Source organism: Rice orange leaf phytoplasma, from assembly GCF_001866375.1.
Classification (GTDB): domain Bacteria; phylum Bacillota_I; class Bacilli_A; order Acholeplasmatales; family Acholeplasmataceae; genus Phytoplasma; species Phytoplasma asteris.
In genome coordinates this window covers 1-19,927 of sequence record NZ_MIEP01000005.1, presented here as the reverse complement: position 1 = coordinate 19,927, position 19,927 = coordinate 1, and the positions used below count along the sequence as shown (strand labels likewise).

21 protein-coding genes are annotated in these 19,927 nt (G+C 28.0%); 14 read left to right on the top strand and 7 right to left on the bottom strand.

Translation table 11 applies throughout. The annotated features are described in order from the left end of the window. The first annotated feature begins 303 nt into the window (after positions 1-303). From uvrC to BHE82_RS02055, 5 genes are all read left to right on the top strand, one after another. The gene (uvrC, locus tag BHE82_RS02075) at positions 304-2,073 is read left to right on the top strand and encodes an excinuclease ABC subunit UvrC (RefSeq protein WP_071345606.1); all 1,770 of its coding nucleotides are present in this window, start codon (positions 304-306) and stop codon (positions 2,071-2,073) included. 143 nt (positions 2,074-2,216) lie between these two features. Next, positions 2,217-4,229, top strand: a complete 2,013-nt coding sequence (uvrB, locus tag BHE82_RS02070; RefSeq protein ID WP_071345605.1) for an excinuclease ABC subunit UvrB — start codon at positions 2,217-2,219, stop codon at positions 4,227-4,229. Between the two features lie 88 nt (positions 4,230-4,317). Continuing rightward, complete coding sequence (locus BHE82_RS02065) at positions 4,318-5,334, top strand: lipoate--protein ligase (protein WP_071345604.1); 1,017 nt, start codon at positions 4,318-4,320, stop codon at positions 5,332-5,334. A 125-nt stretch (positions 5,335-5,459) separates the two neighbouring features. Further along, the gene (locus BHE82_RS02060) at positions 5,460-6,143 is read left to right on the top strand and encodes an ECF transporter S component (RefSeq protein WP_071345603.1); all 684 of its coding nucleotides are present in this window, start codon (positions 5,460-5,462) and stop codon (positions 6,141-6,143) included. 144 nt (positions 6,144-6,287) lie between these two features. Further along, positions 6,288-7,541 carry an AAA family ATPase gene (locus tag BHE82_RS02055; RefSeq protein WP_071345602.1) on the top strand — a complete coding sequence of 418 codons (1,254 nt, stop codon included), beginning with the start codon at positions 6,288-6,290 and terminating at the stop codon, positions 7,539-7,541. 70 nt (positions 7,542-7,611) lie between these two features. On the opposite strand, the gene BHE82_RS02050 is transcribed toward BHE82_RS02055, so the two are convergent. Beyond that, positions 7,612-8,871, bottom strand: a complete 1,260-nt coding sequence (locus tag BHE82_RS02050) for a methyltransferase domain-containing protein (protein WP_257608391.1) — start codon at positions 8,869-8,871, stop codon at positions 7,612-7,614. A 572-nt stretch (positions 8,872-9,443) separates the two neighbouring features. Between BHE82_RS02050 and alaS the strand changes: the two genes are divergently transcribed. The 9 genes from alaS (at position 9,444) to BHE82_RS01995 (ending at position 16,269) form a co-directional block, all read left to right on the top strand. After that, a complete protein-coding gene (gene alaS / locus BHE82_RS02040; RefSeq protein WP_071345599.1) occupies positions 9,444-12,038 on the top strand; it encodes an alanine--tRNA ligase in 2,595 nt (864 codons plus the stop codon). A gap of 346 nt (positions 12,039-12,384) precedes the next feature. Then, positions 12,385-12,840, top strand: coding sequence for a Holliday junction resolvase RuvX (ruvX, locus tag BHE82_RS02030; RefSeq protein ID WP_071345597.1), 456 nt, complete (start codon positions 12,385-12,387; stop codon positions 12,838-12,840). A 1-nt stretch (position 12,841) separates the two neighbouring features. Beyond that, on the top strand, positions 12,842-13,426 hold the full coding sequence (locus tag BHE82_RS02025) for an O-methyltransferase (RefSeq protein ID WP_071345596.1): 585 nt from the start codon (positions 12,842-12,844) through the stop codon (positions 13,424-13,426). Between the two features lie 52 nt (positions 13,427-13,478). Continuing rightward, a complete protein-coding gene (gene greA / locus BHE82_RS02020; RefSeq protein ID WP_034172300.1) occupies positions 13,479-13,949 on the top strand; it encodes a transcription elongation factor GreA in 471 nt (156 codons plus the stop codon). Continuing rightward, positions 13,939-14,508 carry a YqeG family HAD IIIA-type phosphatase gene (locus BHE82_RS02015; RefSeq protein WP_071345595.1) on the top strand — a complete coding sequence of 190 codons (570 nt, stop codon included), beginning with the start codon at positions 13,939-13,941 and terminating at the stop codon, positions 14,506-14,508. Before greA ends, BHE82_RS02015 begins: the two co-directional genes overlap by 11 nt. A gap of 7 nt (positions 14,509-14,515) precedes the next feature. Beyond that, a complete protein-coding gene (yqeK, locus tag BHE82_RS02010; RefSeq protein WP_071345640.1) occupies positions 14,516-15,094 on the top strand; it encodes a bis(5'-nucleosyl)-tetraphosphatase (symmetrical) YqeK in 579 nt (192 codons plus the stop codon). Then, positions 15,091-15,651 (top strand): 16S rRNA (guanine(966)-N(2))-methyltransferase RsmD, encoded by a 561-nt coding sequence (gene rsmD, locus BHE82_RS02005; RefSeq protein ID WP_071345594.1) that lies wholly within the window; start codon positions 15,091-15,093, stop codon positions 15,649-15,651. The genes yqeK and rsmD overlap by 4 nt, the downstream gene beginning before the upstream one ends. Positions 15,652-15,704: 53 nt before the next feature. Continuing rightward, entirely contained in the window at positions 15,705-15,920 is a 216-nt protein-coding gene (locus BHE82_RS02000) for a YneF family protein (protein WP_011160672.1), read from the top strand. 4 nt (positions 15,921-15,924) lie between these two features. Continuing rightward, positions 15,925-16,269 carry a super-infection exclusion protein B gene (locus BHE82_RS01995; protein ID WP_071345593.1) on the top strand — a complete coding sequence of 115 codons (345 nt, stop codon included), beginning with the start codon at positions 15,925-15,927 and terminating at the stop codon, positions 16,267-16,269. A gap of 91 nt (positions 16,270-16,360) precedes the next feature. Here BHE82_RS01995 and BHE82_RS01990 read toward each other — a convergent pair whose 3' ends face one another. From BHE82_RS01990 to BHE82_RS03220, 6 genes are all read right to left on the bottom strand, one after another. Next, entirely contained in the window at positions 16,361-16,789 is a 429-nt protein-coding gene (locus tag BHE82_RS01990) for an OsmC family protein (RefSeq protein WP_071345592.1), read from the bottom strand. 100 nt (positions 16,790-16,889) lie between these two features. Then, positions 16,890-17,699, bottom strand: a complete 810-nt coding sequence (locus BHE82_RS01985; protein WP_071345591.1) for a lysophospholipid acyltransferase family protein — start codon at positions 17,697-17,699, stop codon at positions 16,890-16,892. Next, positions 17,693-18,184, bottom strand: coding sequence for a dihydrofolate reductase (locus BHE82_RS01980; RefSeq protein ID WP_071345590.1), 492 nt, complete (start codon positions 18,182-18,184; stop codon positions 17,693-17,695). The genes BHE82_RS01985 and BHE82_RS01980 overlap by 7 nt, the downstream gene beginning before the upstream one ends. After that, on the bottom strand, positions 18,181-19,047 hold the full coding sequence (locus tag BHE82_RS01975; RefSeq protein ID WP_034172298.1) for a thymidylate synthase: 867 nt from the start codon (positions 19,045-19,047) through the stop codon (positions 18,181-18,183). Before BHE82_RS01975 ends, BHE82_RS01980 begins: the two co-directional genes overlap by 4 nt. A 44-nt stretch (positions 19,048-19,091) precedes the next feature. Beyond that, complete coding sequence (locus tag BHE82_RS01970) at positions 19,092-19,409, bottom strand: hypothetical protein (protein ID WP_143549430.1); 318 nt, start codon at positions 19,407-19,409, stop codon at positions 19,092-19,094. Positions 19,410-19,450: 41 nt separating this feature from the next. Continuing rightward, positions 19,451-19,927 (bottom strand): peptidase dimerization domain-containing protein (locus tag BHE82_RS03220; RefSeq protein ID WP_334198921.1); only part of this gene is annotated, 477 nt, incomplete at its 5' end.

Below are 19,927 nucleotides of genomic sequence, written 5' to 3'. Positions count from 1 at the left end.
AAAACTATACTTCTATTCTAAATCAAAAATAAACTTATTTTGCAATTTATTTATGAATTATTATTTTAGTTTGGGAAAAATCAGTTTATTATCAAAAATACTTCAATTTTTTTAATCATTTCAAAAAAAGAATGGTAATTTTGATATAATAAAGTTAATGAAAACAAACGAAAAATAAATAAAAAAGAAGTAAAATAAAAATAAGTAAAATAAAAAAACGCCAAAACCAAACCAGAAAACAAAACCACCCTTAAATTGGGTAAAAAATCAAAAAAACAATTCAATAAACGGAAGTAATTTAAAATGTCAATTCTTTTAGAAAAAATAAAAACTTTACCGCCCAATCCTGGTTGTTATCTTTTCCAAAACAAAAATGATACCATCATTTATGTTGGCAAAGCCAAAAATTTAAAAAAACGCGTCCAAAGTTATTTTACCAAAAGCAACAACTTAAAAACAACGATGCTAATTGAAGAAACCCAAGATTTTTTCTACATTATTACTAACAACGAACAAGAAGCCTTAATTTTGGAAGCTAACTTAATCAAAAAACACACTCCTAAATATAATTTCAAACTTTTGGATGACAAAACTTACCCTTATATTGAAATTACTAAAGAAAAGCACCCACAATTAAAAATTTCGCGATTCAAACAAATTCCTCCAGGAAAAATAATTTTTGGTCCTTATCCCAATCTTAAAAACACCAAAGAAACCTTAAAATTGTTGCATCTTTTGTATCCTTTAAGAAGATGTCCGTTAGCATCAAAAAAACCGTGTCTTCATTTTCACATCAATCAATGCCTCGGTGCTTGCGCAGGAGAAACAATTAATTATAAACCCAACATTGAGGCAATTACTAAATTTTTAAAAGGAAATATCAAAGATATTTTAAAAAAATTACACCATTTAATGAAAACAGCTAGCGAAAAAATGTTTTATGAAAAAGCCCAAGAATACCGAGATATTATCTATTCAATCAAACAGACTACCAAAAAACAACTTATCAGCAATCAAAAACTCAAAAATTGCGATATTTTTGCCTATGCATTTAATCAAGACCAAATATCAATTCAAATTTTAAAAATGCGCCAAGGAAATATCGTTGATTCTTATAATAGCGTTTTTTCATATGTGGGCTTTGTGTGGGAAAACATTTTAACTTATCTTAATTGTTATTATCAAAAAAACCTTAAACCAGACATAATTATTACAGGCAAAAGCCAAGATGAAACTATTTTGCAACAAATGATAACTAACCAAACTTTATTGGAACAAATCTTGCAAATCAAAGTAAATATTGCTCATAAAGGAGACAAAAAGAAACTTTATTTGCTAGCCTTAAAAAACGCCCAAAATGATTTAGCTAACAATAATTTAATCTATCAATCCAAAGACCAAAAAATCCAAGAATCCTTAGACAAATTGGCAATTATTTTTAATAAAGATATTAAAAGAATTGATGTTTTTGATAATTCTCAACTATTTGGACAAGCCTTTGTGGCAGCAAGAATTGTATTTAATCATTTTGAATTTGACAAAAAACTTTATCGAACTTTTCACATTAAAGGCAAATTTCCTAACGAATATCAAGCTTTTGAAGAAACACTTACACGTTGTTATAACAAAGATAAGGAAGTTAAAAATGATTCACCAGATTTAATTTTGGTTGATGGCAGTTTAGGACAGTTAAGACAAAGCCAAAAAACTTTAAAGAAACTAGGATATGAAATTCCTTTAGGAGCATTGCAAAAAAATAACAAACATCAATTAACTCATCTTGTAACTTTGCAAGAAAAATTAATATTGGAACAAAGCCCTAATTTATTTTATTTTTTAAAAAGTTTAAGCGAAGAAGTCCATCGTTTCACTGTTGCTTTTCACCGCAAAACCAAAAACAAACTAGATTATAAAACTACTTTATCAAATATAAAAGGAGTTGGCGCTGTTAGAAAAAAAGCCATCTTAAATCATTTTGAAAGTTTAGAAGCCATCAAAAAAGCCACTTTGCAAGATTTTCAAAAAATAGGAATTAATCAAAAGTTGTTTTTGTTAATTAAAAAGAGTTTATAAAAGTGGGCAAATAGACATTTATTAAAAATATTGATAAAAACATGGACAAAAATTTTGGAACACAGAAAAACAACCATCTAAATATTTTGAAATTAAAAACCAAAAAATCACCAAAATAAAAAAGCAAATGCAAGGAGCAACAAATGAGTTTAACAAATTTATTTAAATTGCAAAGTTCTTTAAAACCAAGTGGCGACCAACCCCAAGCAATTCAAAAATTGGTTAATAATTTTAAACAAGGTTTACAAGAACAAATTCTTTTGGGAGCTACTGGCACTGGAAAAACTTTTACCATTGCAAATATTATTCAACATTTACAACAAAAAACTTTGGTTATTGCTCACAACAAAACATTAGCAGGACAACTCTACAACGAATTAAAAGCCATGTTTCCCAACAATCGCGTAGAATATTTTATTTCTTATTATGATTACTACCAACCAGAAGCATATGTAGCATCAAGCGACACTTACATTGAAAAAGACTCCAAAATCAACGATGAAATTGATCAGTTGCGTCATAGTGCCGCAGGTTCATTACTTAACCGCGATGATGTAATTGTAGTTGCTTCGGTTTCGTGCATTTATGGAGTAGGCGACCTTAAAGATTATCAAAAATCAACACTACATTTACAAATTGGAGATAAGTACGAAAGGCAAGCATTAATTAACAAGTTAATAGAATTAAAATATCAAAGAAATGAAATTAATTTTCAAAGAGGAACTTTTCGAGTAAGAGGTGACATTATAGAAATTATTGCCTCATCTAGCAAAGAAATTGGTATCCGCATTATTTTTTTTGGCAATGAAATTGAAAATATTCAAAATTTTGATGTTTTAAATGGCAAAGCAATTACGAATCTTAAATTAATTACTCTTTTTCCTGCTAGTCTATATGCTACAAATACCCAAAAATTACAAGAAAGTATCAAAAGAATTCGCCAAGAATTAAAGGAACAAATTAATCATTTTGAAAAAACTAACCAACTTTTAGCAGCCCAAAAAATTAAAATTCGCACTTTACATGATTTAGAAATGTTAGAACAAATAGGCAATTGCAATGGTGTTGAAAATTATTCAAGACATTTAGCACTCAAAGAAAAAGGCGAGGCACCATCAACTTTAATTGATTTTTTTGGAAATGAATTTTTAACCATTATTGATGAATCTCATGTAACTATTCCCCAAATTAAAGGAATGTATTTTGGTGATTTTTCTCGTAAAACCAACTTAGTAAATTTCGGTTTCAGACTACCAAGTGCCCTTGATAACAGACCTTTAAAATTCCATGAATTCCAAGCCAAAATGAATAAAGTTATCTATCTTTCAGCTACTCCTGGCAACTATGAATTAACTAAAAAAATCCCCATTGTAGAACAAATTATAAGACCTACTTTTGTCCTTGATCCAGAAATTGAAATAAGACCAACCCACAACCAAATGGATGACCTTTACTTTGAAATTAAACACCAAACTAAAAATAATCAAAGAATTTTGATAACTACTTTAACTATTAATATGAGCGAGGACCTAACTGCTTATTTAAAAAATTTATGCATCAAAGTAGCTTATTTACACAGTGAAATTAAATCTTTACAAAGACTTGAAATTTTAAAAGATCTAAGGTTGGGAAAATACGATTGTTTGGTGGGAGTTAATCTTTTGAGGGAAGGACTTGACTTACCTGAAGTAGCTTTAGTAGCTATTTTGGATGCTGACAAACAAGGTTTTTTAAGAAACGAAAGAAGCCTTATCCAAACTATTGGAAGAGCAGCTAGAAACATTACAGGCAAAGCTATTATGTATGCTGATTGTATTTCTCCTGCTATGCAAATTGCTATTGAAGAAACTTATCGTAGAAGAAAAATCCAACAACAATACAACGAAACAATGAAAGTAACACCAACTACTCTTAAAAAAACTATTTTAGAAACAATTTCAATCAAACAAAAAGAAAGTGCCCAAAATGAAAATGAAAATGGTAAAGTTAAGGGACAAAAAAAGTTGCAAACACATACAAATATTACAGCTAAAAATAAAGAAATTAAACGTTTACAAAAAATGATGAAAGAAGCTGCCAAAACCCTTGATTTTGAAAAAGCAGCTACATTAAGAGATTTGATTTTGGAGTTAGAGAAAAAAGGCAAAAAAGATTAATATGAGTCTACATAACTGATAAATGATATAATATTAATGAAAAAAACATTTATAATACTTTAATAATACTTTAAAAGGGGATTTTATTATGATTTTGATTCAAATTAATCGCATCTGCGACCTTAAACCTTATTTTTATTACGCCCTAGAACAATACGCCCTTAATCATTTATTAAAGCAAAACCATGAAAAAAGCTTCTTTTTTATTTGGAAAATCAAAGGAGTTGTAGTTGGGAAAAATCAAATAATTGAAAACGAAGTTAATTTAGATTACCTCAAAGAACATAAAATTCCTTTATTTAGAAGACCTACTGGCGGAGGATGTGTTTATAATGATCCTCAAACTCCTCTTTTTAGCATTATTGCCAAAAAAGAAAAAAATTTCAATTTTAAACCTTTTTTAGCTAAAATTGTCGTTGCATTACAAAAATTAGGACTTAATGTTGAATTTAGTGGCAGAAACGACATTTTACTAGAAGGCAAAAAAATTTCTGGAAATGCCTTTATGCAAAACCAAAACGGCATGGTAACTCATGGAACACTTCTTTATAATTGCGATTTCCAAACTATGATAAACACAATTACTCCAAACGACCAAAAATTAATTTCTAAAGGAATTGAAAGTGTACGTTCCCGAGTAACTAACCTCAAAGGCTATCTTCCAGATATGTCACAAGAAAAGTTAATGCAGTATTTAACTGGGGCTTTAACTGACCAAACTTATGTACTTAGTGACCAAGAAATAAAATCAATAGAAAAAGATTCTCTCCAATTTGCTTCCAATGAATTTTTATTCTTAACCCAACCCCATCACACCAAAATACTTAAAAAACGTTTTTCTTGGGGAGGGTTAGAAATTTTTTTAGATATTAGATTTGGTTTAATTGAAAAAATGACTTTGATTGGAGATTTTTTTCACAAAGAAGATAATTTAGAACAATTTAGCAAACTTTTTGAAGGAATAACTTATCAAACTGAAAAAATACAAGAAGTTTTGGAAAAAACAAACATCGGTTTTTATATTTTGGATGCTACTAATGATGATTTTTTAAGCTTACTTAAAGAAGGTATTTTAGAAGAAAAACTTAAAAATTTAAATTATTAGCAATTACTAAAATAGTTCTAAATTGAAAAATTTTTATATAGACTATCAAAAAAAAGATAAACAACGAAAAAACTACACAAAAAACTAGCAAAATAAAATATGAAAATAAAATCGAAGGTATATTTATGTTAAATAATCAAAAAAATGTTTTAAGAAAAATCATTGCCATTTCTTTCTTATTATTTTTGGCTTTTGGTTTGGAACTTCTTTCTCGTTATACTATTAATGCAACAATCCCTTGCAATTATGCTTTTTTTCGCATTGAATTAATTTTTATCATTTTAATAGGTTATCTTTTTGGACCTAAACACGGATTTTGGTCTAGTTTATTTTATCTTTTAATTCATTATGTTTTGGAATTTTCTTTTATGGAAGTGTTATTACACCATACACACGAAAATCATAATCACAGTTATGAACACGAAAACAAACACGCAAGCAAAGCCCTTATTTTCCTTTACAGATTTTTTCTTCCCTATATTGTCTGCTCTTTTTCGGGCTTATTTTATCAAAAAAACTTAAATCATCTCACCAAAAAAACACCTATTATAATAACTTTAGTATTAATTAGTGTAGTTCAAATTATTTCAAGCATTTTATTTATTAATTTATTACAAGAAAACTTTGCCAAAAAAACTTTTTTAAAGTGGTTCATCCCAAGTCCTTCTTATTCTTGGTCGCTTAATCTTATTTATAGTTTTTCATCAGTTATTGTAAGTAATACCATCATAGGAGCTTTATTTTATTTAATTAATTTACGTCTTAAAGATAATATGGAATTTTTATATGGTTTTTCCAAAGAAAATTAAATTTTGGAAAATCTTTTTTCAAACCCAAACAACATAAATTTTTGTGCGCTATTCACTTTTATTAATTTAATTACACACAAATTTAATTAAAATAATTTTTTTATAACCTTTTCTTTTATAAATTTCATCATGGAGACTTACTTAGTGTTTTTCAAACTTTTTAAAAAAAACAAAATTATTATCTGCTTTATTTTGCCATTATCTTTAATTTTATTATTTTTAATTAGTCTAGAATTATCATATTTTTGGATAGAAAAAAATCAATTAAAAAACGCTTCTTTAATAAATATATACGAACTATTTGCAAAATTTAAAGCTAACGAAATTAAAAAAATTCATTATACTTATAAAAGCCAATACAGCATTTGGAACAAAGAACATTATTTAATCCAAGCAGAAAGTTTTGATAATCAAAAATATTATTGTAAAATGGCAGCCTCCAATTATAATTATTTAGTATATGCTTTTTATTTATATAAAGATGTTTTGGTAGAAGTCAAAGAAAATATCCAATTTAATTTTTTAGAATTATATTTCAAATTTATAAGTTATCTTATTTCTTTTATTTTTGGATTTTATATTTTAATTCACCTTAAACAAATGTTATCAAACAAAATAAATAAATTTAATACAAACGTTGATTCTTCCAAAGACAAAATAACTTTTGCAGATGTAGCAGGTCTTGAAGAAGAAAAAAAAGAAATCCAAGAATTAATAGATTTCTTAAAACATCCTCAAAAATATCATAAAATGGGCTTTGCAATTCCTAAAGGAGTATTATTAGAAGGACCTCCAGGAACAGGAAAAACCTTACTTGCAAAAGCATTAGCTAATGAGGTCAAAATTCCTTTTTATGCTGTTTCTGGTTCTGAATTTGTCGAAGTTTATGTAGGTGTTGGAGCTTCTAGAATAAGAGATTTATTTCAAAAAGCCAAAAGAACTACTCCTTGCATTATTTTTATTGATGAAATAGATGCTTTAGGAGCCAAAAGAAAAAACAACTCCATCATAGAATCACGAGAACACGACCAATCCCTAAACCAACTTTTATTAGAAATGGATGGTTTTTTTAAACTTTCACAAATCATCATTATTGCTGCTACTAATAGAATAGATATGCTAGATCCTGCTTTGATTCGTCCAGGTAGATTTGACCGTAAAATCAAAATTAATTTACCTAATCTAAAAGCTAGAGAAGCTATTCTAAAAATTCATGCTAAAAATAAAAATATTTCTTTGGATGTTGATTTTTACAAATTAGCTTTAATTACTGAAGGTGCATCAGGTGCCCAACTTGCAGCCATTCTCAATGAGGCTTTAATTTTGGCTATCAGAAATAACAAAGACCAAATAGATAAACATTTTTTAGAACAAGCAATTAAACGCATATTAAATTAATATTGCCAAATCCCTAAAATATAAAAAAGTTAACTTAAAATAAGTTAACTTTTTATTTTATAAAATGATATTATTTTGTAACATCAGTAGCAGCAAAAATAAAAACTTTGGTTGGTAAAATTGCACTAGAAACAAAAATTTGATTTTTAGTATCTTGAATTTCTTCTACACCATCTCCAATAATGTGTTTTTCACGTAAAAATAGCAAAAAGCGATATTCAACAAACCTAATCTTATTTTGTTTAATTACTGTGGCAAGGTTTTTATTTAGTTCTTGCAATTGTTCTTGAGAAAAAATACTCAAAGGCAAAGTAGATACTATCCCTTTTATTTGTTTTATTTGAGTTTCATCAATTTGATTCTTTAACAATTCAATAAAATTACAAGCATCTCCTTCGATAACTGTTAAACCTGGAAATTTATTTCTCAAAACATTACATAATTCTTTATCATATTCCAAAGCAATAACATTTTGGGCTCCAAACTTTTGTACTAAATATTTAGTAACATTACCACTGCCTGCTCCTAGTTCCAAAATTTTTTCACCTGTTTTTAAACCTGTGTCTTGTTTTCCTTCAAATTCAAGCACTAAATTACTTAATTGTTTAGCAATATCTTGTGATTCAGGAAAAAGAGAAGAACCCATTTGTTGAGGGTAAAACACCAATTCTTTGGCATGATTCCAATCACTTGTTTCCCTAGGAATAACACAAATCAAAAATGATCCTAGTACTAAAAGTGCACCTTTATAAAAAGGATGAATTTTTATTTTTTGCACTCCGATTAAACCCATTGCCAAAAGCAAAAAAGAGACAAAAAGTTTAAAATAAGCTACTGTTAAATTGTTTTGGTAATAAGGATTAATAAAATGCGATTTCAAATCCGCTTTAAAACCAAAAATAATAGCAGATAACAAAAAATAGCAAAAAGGATGAACAAAAACTATCCATACTTTTTTCCAACCCAAAAAAGTAATTGGTCGTTTCCACACATAAAAACAATAAATCAAAGGGGCAAAAACATATTGCAAATAATAAGGAATTAGCTGCATTTGCCAATTTGCAGAAATAAAATGCTGTTTGTGGTCTTCAATAAAATCACAAAAAACCAAACTTATAATTAAAATATTTACCAAAGCAACAAAACTTAATATTTGATAAAATTTAGTAGTTCTATATTTAGTTAAAGCAATTATTGCAACTACCAAAATTAAAAAAATACTTTGTCTTGTATAATGAAAAATATTTTTACAATAAGCAAATGAGTCTAGATGCGTTTGAAAACAACTATCAAAAAGCCCCCAAATTAAAATTATTGAAGAAAAAATCACTAACAATAACGAGCTTAAATTTTTTTTAATTTTAATAAAATAAATTGAAAAAAATGAAGAATTAAAAAATTTGTAAAAAGATGTTATTTTCACTTTTGATACTTTCACTTTTTGTTTTTTTGTATGATTATAATTATTTGTTTTTGACTCAAAAAAAGAAAAAAATTAAATTAATAAAAAATCGAAATAAATTAATAAAAAATGTTAAATTAAAATTATTTTGTTATTTTAAAACAACAATTAAATTATATCATTTTTTAAAACAATCCTTTTTATAATTATCAACAATTAAAAAATAATGTTTTTAGCTTTTGCAAAACCAAAATAAGTCAAAAAAATAACGAAAAAATGCAAAAAAATAATGAAAAGCAATAAAAAAATGTTAAAATTAAGTTTGATCGGTTTTTTAATTTTATACACATGTTAGATATCAATTATATATCACAAATCAAAATTAATTCAAAACGCATTTTAATAAACTAATTATTATTTGTATCACAAAAGAACAAATCAAAGACCAAATTAATATCAAATATTACCCCAAATTTCCCCCAATTAAAGGAGTTTTTATAATGACATCTTTTGAAATTAGACAAATGTGGCTCAAATTTTTTGCAAGCAAAAACCATCACATCGCAAAATCATCTTCTTTGATACCACGAAACGAAGCTAACTTATTATGGGTTAATGCAGGCATTACCCCTTTAAAAAAATATTTTGATGGCACACAAACACCTCCTTTTAGACGCATTACTAACGTGCAAAAATGTATTCGTACCAACGACATCAAAAACGTAGGGAAAACCTCGCGCCATCATACTTTTTTTGAAATGTTAGGCAATTTTTCTATCGGAAATTATTTTAAAAAAGAAGCTATCCACTACGCCTTTGAGTTGTTAACTTCGCCTAAATGGTTTGCTTTTCCCTTAGAAAAACTCTACATTACTTATTTTTTTCAAGACCAAGATACTTATCAATATTGGCTTGACTTAGGAGTAGAAAAAAACCACCTTATTCCTTTAAAGAGCAATTTTTGGCAAATAGGTCCTGGTCCTTCTGGTCCTTGCACCGAGATTTTTTTTGACAGAGGGAAAACTTTTGACCCTCGCAACAAAGAACTAATTATCCAAGATTTAGAAAACGATCGCTTTATCGAAATTTGGAATATTGTTTTTTCTCAATATAATTGCGACCCTAAATTACCTATCGAAAAATATCAAGAACTACCAAGCAAAAACATTGATACTGGGGCTGGTTTAGAACGTTTAGCCTGTATTTTGCAAAACACCAAAACCAATTTTGAAACAGACCTTTTCTTTCCTTTAATAAAATCTTTGGAAAAAATGACACAAATCAAATACACAGGACAAGAAAGTTTTAAAATTATTGCAGATCACTTAAAAACTTTGGTTTTTGCAATCAATGACGGAGCAGTCCTCACTAACGAAAAAAGGGGCTATGTATTAAAAAAATTATTACGAAGAGCTGCTAATGAAGGCAAAAAACTAGGTTTATACAAACCTTTTTTACATCAATTAGTGCCTCCAACATTTGCAATGATGAAAGATTTTTACAAAGAACTATGCACCAACCAAGAAATGATTGCCAAAGTGCTATTGCAACAAGAAAATATTTTTGAACAAACTCTCAAAACTGCCGAAAAAACTTTTTTACAACATCTCACCCAAAACACTTTATCAGGACAAAACTTTTTCAAATTATACGACACTTACGGCATTCCTGAAGATTTAATTTTGGATTATGCTAAAAAGAAAAACATTACAACAGACTACCAAAAATTCCAAGAATTACTCCACGACCACCAAAATTTAAGTAAACAAAATCAAACATCGCAAACACACATGAATAAACAAGAAGAAGCATTTCTCCAATTTTTAACTCCCAGCGAATTTATAGGTTATACAAATTTTACTTGCAAAACCAAAGTAATCAAAGTTTTTGACAAAGGAATAGTGCTTGAAAAAACACCTTTTTATGCTAATATGGGAGGACAAATAGAAGATGAAGGTTGGATTGACAACACCAAAGTTACCAAAATAAATAAACTACCAAACGGACAAATTTTGCACGAAGTTCAAGGCAACTTTTGCGAAGGTCAAGAAGTTTATGCCTGCATTGAAAAGACTAAACGCAATCAAATTTCTTATCATCACACAGCAACACACCTTTTAGAAGCGGTTTTGCAAAAACAATTAGGCAGCCACCTCAAAAAACAAGGTTCATCAGTGGGATTTAGCTCTTTACGTTATGATTTTAATCATTTTGAAAAAATTACTCCCCAAACTTTATTACAAATAGAAAAAGAAGTAAACCAACTAATTCAAAAAAGTGTTCCAGTCAAAATTGAACAACTTTCAATCCCAGACGCCCAAAAAAAATACGCCACTCTTCTAGAACAAAATCAAAAAGCCAAATACAAAGACAAAGTAAGAATCGTAAGTATTGATACTTTTTCAGTGGATTTATGCGGAGGAACACATGCCACAAATACTAAAGATTTAGAACATTTTACTATTTTGTCATGCGAAAGCATTAGCTCTGGTATCTACCGCATTGAGGCAGTTTGTAATAACAATTGCCAAGAAAGTCTCAACGCCAAATTAGTTCCTTACCAAAACGACTTGCACCAACTAACCCAAAAAGCAAAATCCTTACAAACGCAAAACCTCATTTTTGATGTTAAAAATTTTCCTCCAATAACCCAAAGTTATCAAGATATTCTCAATTATCAAAAACATATCAAAGCACAACAACAAGCCTTAGTTCTTTTTGAAAAAAAAGTTTTAGAATATCATCAAAAAAATATGGTACAAGCAGAATCTAATTTTTTACCACCACAAATTACCAAAAAAATGATGTTAACCATTGAAGAAGAAAAACCTTTAGAAGTTCTCAAATTTTTTATGAATCATATTTTTGATAAATACCATTTAGAAGTTTTATTTTTATCTTATGTGCAACCTGAAAAAATTGTTTTTTTATGCAAAAGCAAAACTCTACATGCAGGTAATTTGATTAAAGAAGCTTTATCCTTGGTTTGTGGTTCTGGTGGTGGCAATGCTAGTTTAGCTCAAGGGGGCACCAAAAAAACTAAAAATTTAGAACAAGTACTTAATTTTGTAAAAACCAAATTAGAAATAAATTAAACTGTTTAAAAAATTTATAATAAAAAAATCCTCAAGGAAAAAATTCCTAAAATTGTTAAAAATAATCAAAATTCCTAAAAATTCCTAAAAATTGTTAAAAGGTGTTCGAAATGACAAAAAAAAACAAAATAAAAAAGAAAAAAATAATCAAAGCGGAAGAAAAATTAAAATTAAACCCTTTTAAAACCCCAAACCCACTATTTTTCAAATCTTTTAAACAATTATTAATAAAATTATTTGCCCAAAAACACAAAAAAATTGATAAAATGAAGTTTAACCAAAACCAAGAAAAAAAGAATAATTTTTATCATTCAAACAATTTTTTGACAAATGAGAATGTTTTATTATGTTAAACTGCCAAAATAATGCATCTTTGGGGTTGGATTTAGGTGAAAAAACTTTAGGAATCGCTTTATCACAAACAGGAATTATTGCCCAAAACCTCAAAACTATTTTTTTTGCCACCCACAAATACGATCGATTGATTACACCTTTACAAGAAATCATTTCTCAATATCAAATTAAAACAATTGTTTTGGGATACCCCAAACACATGAACAACGACATAGGAATTAAAGCCAAAATAAGTAGTGATTTTAAAAAAACGCTAGAAAACAAGTTTGAGCAAGTAAAAGTAATTTTATGGGATGAACGTTTATCTACCGTACAAGCAATCCAAATGTTAAAAACCAATAACAAAAAAAAGGGCAAAATTTTACAAATGAAAGACGAAATTGCAGCAACCATCATTTTACAAAATTATCTCGATTATATCAAATTAAACCCAAACAAAGAGCATTGAAATGTTTGATTTTAACAAAGAAAAAAACTTACAAAAATTAAAAAAATACGCACAAGAAAACAAAATCCCCATTATCCAAGACCAAGGATTAGCTTTGTTACTTGATGTAATTTCACAAAACAAAATCACAAATATTTTAGAAATCGGAACTGCCATTGGATATAGCGCTTTGGCTATGAGCTCTCTTAGCACTAAAATTGATACTTTAGAAAGAGATTTTATAAATTATAATTTAGCTAAAAACTTTTTAAAAGAAACTCCCTATCACATAAATGTCATTTGGGCAGAGGCGTTAATTTATCCTACTTGCAATTTAAAAAAATATGATTTAATTTTTATTGATGCTGCCAAAGCCCAATATCAAAAGTTATTTTGCAAATATGCTCCTTTACTCAAAAAACAAGGCATTATCATTTTTGATAACCTTAATTTAAGTTGTTTTAAAAAAGCCAAAACGACTAAAAATAATCAAGTAATTTTCAAAAAAATGCATAATTTTCAAACTTTTTTAACAAATCACCCAGATTTTTTCACCACTTTTCAAGATGTAGGTGATGGGTTGATTATTTCTTATCTCAAAAAATAATTTAGGAATTTTGAAAAACCATCAAAAAATAAAAAAAGAAGGTCTTTTATTTATGAATAATAAAATTTATGAACTTACCCAATCAGGAATAGAAAAATTAAAAAAAGAATTAACTTTTTTAAAAGAAGTTAAAAGAAAAGAAAATTTAGAAGCTTTAAAAGAAGCGCGCGAACAAGGAGATTTATCCGAAAACGCTGATTATGATGCTGCTAGAAACGAACAAGCTTTAATAGAACATCGCATCTCAGAAATCCAAAATATTTTAAAAAATGTCCGCGTAGTTAAAGTTTCCAAAGAAAGAGAAGTAAGTATTGGCAAAAAAGTATCTTTGGAGCTTTTACACACCAAACAACAACAAGAAATTGAATTAGTAAGCACCTTGGAAGCAGATCCTTTTAACAACAAAATTTCGATTGAATCTCCTTTAGGACAAAATATCAAAGGGCACCAAATAGGAGATGTTGTTTTTGTTACCGGCGAAACTGGAAACACTTTTAGAGTCAAAATTGTAGATGTCCAATAAAATGACTTGCCCCAACAAACTTTTCATCCCTCAACACTATTTTCCTTGTGTCTTGCAAATTCCTTTTGAGTTGTTTCAAAAACAAGGCATTAAAGCGTTAATTTTTGATCTAGACAATACTTTAATTGAATGCAACAAAGATATTTTAGATGAACAAATTAAAAACCTTTTAACTAAATTATCTCTTATTTTCAAAGTCGTTATTCTTTCTAATGCCTCTAAAAAACGCCTCCACAAAGTTTTAAAAAATGATTTTATTTTTATATATTTAAATTTATTAAACAAAAAACCATCCCCTACAGCTTTTCAAAAAGCATGCCAACTTCTCAAATTGGAACCCACACAAATGTTGATGATAGGAGACCAACTTCAAACAGATATCAAAGGAGCTAATCAAGCAGGTTTTTGTTCTTTATTGGTAAAACCCCTAAATCGCTTTCAAGAAAGCGCGTTTACCAAATTCAATCGTTTTTATCGTGAAAAAAAGTTTTTAACCAATCTCAAAAAACAAGATTATCACCTTTGGAAAGAAAAATTTCAAGACTTTGAAAAAAAATGAAAATAATATGTTGTTACACAAAATTCGTCAAGCTGTCGAAACTAAATTAAAAAACTATCCTTTGCGGTTAGAACACACTATAAGAGTTTATCGCACTGCTACCAAAATGGCAAGACATTATAACAAACCTTTGTTGCCTATTCAAATTGCAGCTTTATTTCATGATTACACCAAAAACGACACCTTAGAACAACAAAAACCCTATCTTACTCAAGCCAATATCCAAAAATACAGCAAAACGCCTGCTATTTTTCACGCTCTATCTGCTGCAAACATCTTAAAAAAAGAATTTGGCATAACAAATGTCACTATTCTTAATGCCATCAAAAAACATGTTTGGGGTGATAAAAAAATGAATTATTGCGATAAAATTGTATTGTTAAGTGACAAATTAGAACCTCAACGAAATTTTTCCCAAATAAAATATTTTCAAAAGCTAGCCTACTTTAACATCAATCAAGCTGTATATGAACTTCTTAAAAGTAATTTTGATTATTTCAGCCAAAAAGGATCCCCTTTGCCTTACAATTACCAAGAAATTTTATCCTCTTTGAAAAACTCCATCAAAAGAAAAATATTTTCATGACAAAGACAACAATTATCATCGGAGGAAAATTCAAAGGACACAAAATCAAACTAGTGCCATCACCTCACACCAAAGCCACTAGCTCTTTGGTCAAAGAAGCTCTTTTTAATACTTTGGGAGCCTCAGTCCAAAACAAAATCTTTTTAGATTTATTTGCAGGCAACGGTTCTTATGGTTTTGAGGCTTTAAGCAGAGATGCTAAACAAGCTTATTTTGTGGATGCTTCATTAAAAGCTTTTCAAACCTTAAAAGAAAACCACCAAAAATTAAAACTGGATTTAGAACAAAGCATTATTTTTTATGGTCATTTTATTCAAGCTTTAAAAAAATTCCAAAAAGCCAACTTGATTTTTGATTTTATTATTTTAGACCCTCCTTATTTTAAAGATTTTTATTTACCTGCTTTTCAATATTTAGACAAATTAACACATCAAAATAGCATTATTATTTGTGAATTACATCCCAAAATTGTTTTGCCTACACAAATTAAAGAATTTGTTTTACAAAAAGAAAAACAATACGGTAATAAAAAAATTCAATTTTATAAAAAAATTTAGACTTTCACCAAAGAAAGAAAAAACAAAAAAGAAAAAGAAAAAAGGAGTTCAAAATGAACAATATTTGGTTATATGTAAATCCAATTATAGGATTTTTATTAGGCGGGGTTTTAGGAGCTTTTTTAATGTTTCATTGGTTTAAAAAACATTTACAACAAAATCCTCCCATCAGTGAAAAACAAATCAAAGAAATGTTTCGCCAAATGGGTCGTACTCCTTCTGAAAAACAAATTCGTCAAATTATGAACAGCATGAAACAAGGCAAATAAAATAATGTTTGAAAGTATCTTTTTTAAATTTATTTTTATTGTTTTTATTTGTCTTTTAGTTATTTTTATAATGAATTATTTTTATCGCAAAAATGTTAAAAACAAAATTATAAATTATTTATTGTCTTGTAGCAATTTAGAACAAGAAATATTAAAAAGTTTTTTGCAAAATCCTCACAAAACTTTTCCCTTGACAAAAGATGCCAACATTACCAAAAATTTATTACAATTGAATATTATTTTTTTAAAAGAAATAGTTTCGGATGCTAAATATAATAATTATGTTTTTAACCCTTTAATAAAAAAAATTATTCACAAAAATAAAGATTTAAAAAAAATTTACCATTAATAATTTTGATCATTTAAACATTTATAATTTCAAAGTTATATAATAAAAAAACACCTTTAAAAGGTGTTTTTTTATTATATCATGAAAAATTTTATTCTGTAATCAATTCATTGTAATTTGCAACTTTAACAGAAACATTTTCATCAGCACTAATTAAACGAGAAATAGGGCATCTTTTATGAGTTGCATCTGCGATTATTTCAGTTTGTTCCAGCGTCATATCTTGAATTCCTAAAATAGCAGTAGGTTTAAAATAAAAACCTTTATCATCTCTTTGCATTTCTAAAGTTACTTTTACTTTTAAATCTTTATTTGTATAGTCTTGTTCTGCTAAAATCTTTTTAGAAGTTTTATAAAAACAAATTGCCCAAGAAAGACAAAATAAATCAACAGGTCCTGATTGTTTGTTACTTGGTTCTAAAGCTGAAACTAATTTTTTAGTGATTCCTTCTTTTTCTTCAAAAAAACATAAATCATCTAAATGGGGATTAAAATAAGCAGTTGTTTTAAAAATAATCATATTATAAAACCTTTCTTTATTAAAAAAATATTTCTTTTTTATGCATTTCTTTAAGCATCTATTTTATTATAACATCAAAATAAGTTAAAATATAATTATTTTAATTAAAACTAGAGTTGATAATATTTTGCACATCAATAGCTACTTGATGCATATTTGTATTGCAATAATGATCATATTTTAAAGGAGGATGAATAATTATTTCTACTACTTTTTTTTGCCAAAAACGCTTATTTTTGATTTGACTGGCTCCTTTGATAGTTAAAGGCAAAATAGAAGATTTACTTTTACAAGCAATTTTAAAAGCCCCTCCTAAAAGTGGCATTGCTTGTTCGTTATTTCTATCTTTAATGCCTCCCTCAGGAAAAACTACCATTGCCATACCATTTTTAACTTTAGGAACTGCCTTTATTAAATTTTGGGCAGTTTTTCTGATATCATCCCTTGAGATTACCATACAATCCAAAGATAAAAAAGCTAATTTTAAAAACCATGCAGTTCCAAAAAAACAATTAAAATTTTGTTTGGGAGCAAATGATAAAGTTCTTGGAATAACACTTGTAATAACAAAAGGATCGGTGTATGACTTGTGATTGGCATAAATAACAACGTTTTCTTTTGAAGGGATTAAATGAGGATTTTGAACTACTACTTTAATTCTTAAAAAACGGTTGACAAAACGCGACAAACTACGCGAAACAAATCCTTTAAAATAATGATTAGGGGGCAAAAAAGTCATTAAAACGAAGCAAAAAACCAAAATTATAAACGTTATTAAAAAAGCCAAGAACAAGCCCAAAATTAAATTAACTGGCAGTTTGTAGCAAAAAGAAAAATCAACTAGCATAGTTTTGGAAGTTTGCAAAAAAACAAATGTTAGCCAAACGACAACAAAAATAAAAGTTAACATTTGGGCGTATCTAATTTTTTTTGATAAATGGCAAAAATTAATTTTGGGTGAATTTCTTTTTGGATTAATTGGTATTGTGATAAGTCAATTTTGGGAAAAAAAACATTTCCTTGATGTCTTTGTAAAATGTGGGTGATGTATAAAGTTGTTACCCAAGGTAGGGTTTGTTGATAGATTTTTCCTCCACCAATAATAAAAATATCTTGGGCAGCATCACTTGCCATGAAGGATTGCAAATCAGAAACAACAGTACAATTAGGCAATTCCAAATCATGTTTTAAAGATGCTACATAAGTTTTTTTAAAATTAAAGGGCTTATTTTTGAAATAATTTTTTAAGGATTTATAAGTTTCATACCCCATTAAAACATTTTGATTAAGGGTAATTTTTTTAAAATATTGTAAATCTTGGAAATAATGCCAAGGTAGTTTGTTGTCTTTGCCAATCAAATAATTGCCGTCAAAGGCAGTAATTAAATTAATCATACAGCAATATCGCCTTTCAAAATGCCATCACATTGATAATTTTGCAAAGTAAAATCACTAAATTTAAAATCATCAATATTTTTGATGTCAGGATTTAAAATCATTTGAGGTAATTTTTTAGGAGTTCTTTGAATTTGGGTCTGAACTTGTGCAAGGTGATTGGAATAAATGTGGGCATCTCCTAAAGTATGGATAAATTCGTAAGGTTGTAAGTTAGTTACTTGTGCGACCATCATAAGTAATAAAGAATAAGAAGCGATATTAAAAGGTATTCCCAAAAAAACATCTCCACTACGTTGATATAGTTGCAAGGAGAGTTTGCCTTGATGAACGTAGAATTGAATTAAGACATGACAAGGTGGCAATGCCATTTGGTTTAATAAGGGCGGATTCCAAGAATTAAGAATCAAACGTCTGGAATTGGGATTGGTTTTGATTTCAGAAATTAAAAATTTGATTTGATCAACGCCATTAAAATCGCGCCATTGTTTACCATAAACAGGACCTAAATTACCGTGCTTTATGGCAAAAAGAGGATCATTTTTGATTTTTTCTACAAATTCTTTCAATGTTTCATTTTGAAAAAAAGCTGATTGTTGATATTTTTGATAAGGCCATTCATTCCAAATATTAACATTGTTTTGTACCAAATAACAAATATTAGTATCCCCTTTTAAAAACCATAAAAGTTCGTGGATAATTGATCTAAGATTCATTTTTTTAGTAGTTAACAAAGGAAACCCTTCTTCAAGATTAAAGCGCATTTGGTAGCCAAAAACACTTTTGGTACCTGTATTAGTGCGGTCGTTTCTAAAACTGCCTTTTTGCAAAATAAAACGACATAAATCTAAATAAGTATTCATAATTGTATAACTCCTTGTTTTTTAATTGAATAAATGTTTGATGTTTATCGGGACAAAAGATATAAAACTTCTGTGTAAATGGCAGTTAAGGTAATTAATTGGTCAATTGAAATAGATTCATCCACTTGATGAGCTAAAGACTTTTGATTGGGGAAAACAGGTCCGAAAGGAACTAAATTAGGGGCACATTTAGCATAAGTTCTACCACCACTACACAAAGGCGCAGTTAAAAAATCACGATTATGTTTTTGATAAATATTTACTAAAGTTGTTATTAATTCGCTATTGGGATTGATATACATAATAGGATAATGAAAATCAGTTTTTAAAAGAAATTGATTCTTTTTGGCTGCTTTTTCCAATTGAAAAAGGATTTTTTCAAATGTAATTCCTTTAGGATATCTTAAATTAAGAGTAAAAAAGCTTGTTGTTTTTTTAATATCAAAAAACCTGATTGACAAGTTAAATTTGTGGTTTTTTCATCCAAGTGAAAAATTCCTATTTTATGACCATCTAAGCTATCTACTAAATAATCGTTAAAAAAATTTACTAAATTATTAGTAATGCCTAACGCTTTGAGAACTTTCATCAAATCATAAAGGGCGTGTTTACCTCTTTCTGGAGTCGAACCGTGTACTGATTTTCCATAAACAGTTATTTTTAACAAATCTCCTTGCGGTTCTAAAGTGGCTTTAGTATCGTTTTTAGGCAAATAATTATTAAATAAAGTTTTATAAGAGGGATCAAATTTTAGAACTGCTTGTGCCAAATCAGGAACTACATTTGTTGCTTTACCACTTTTAATACTTATAATTCTGTCATCTAATACCACACCTTGCAAAGAAAAATCACAAAGACCTTTTTCGCAATAAATAGCAGG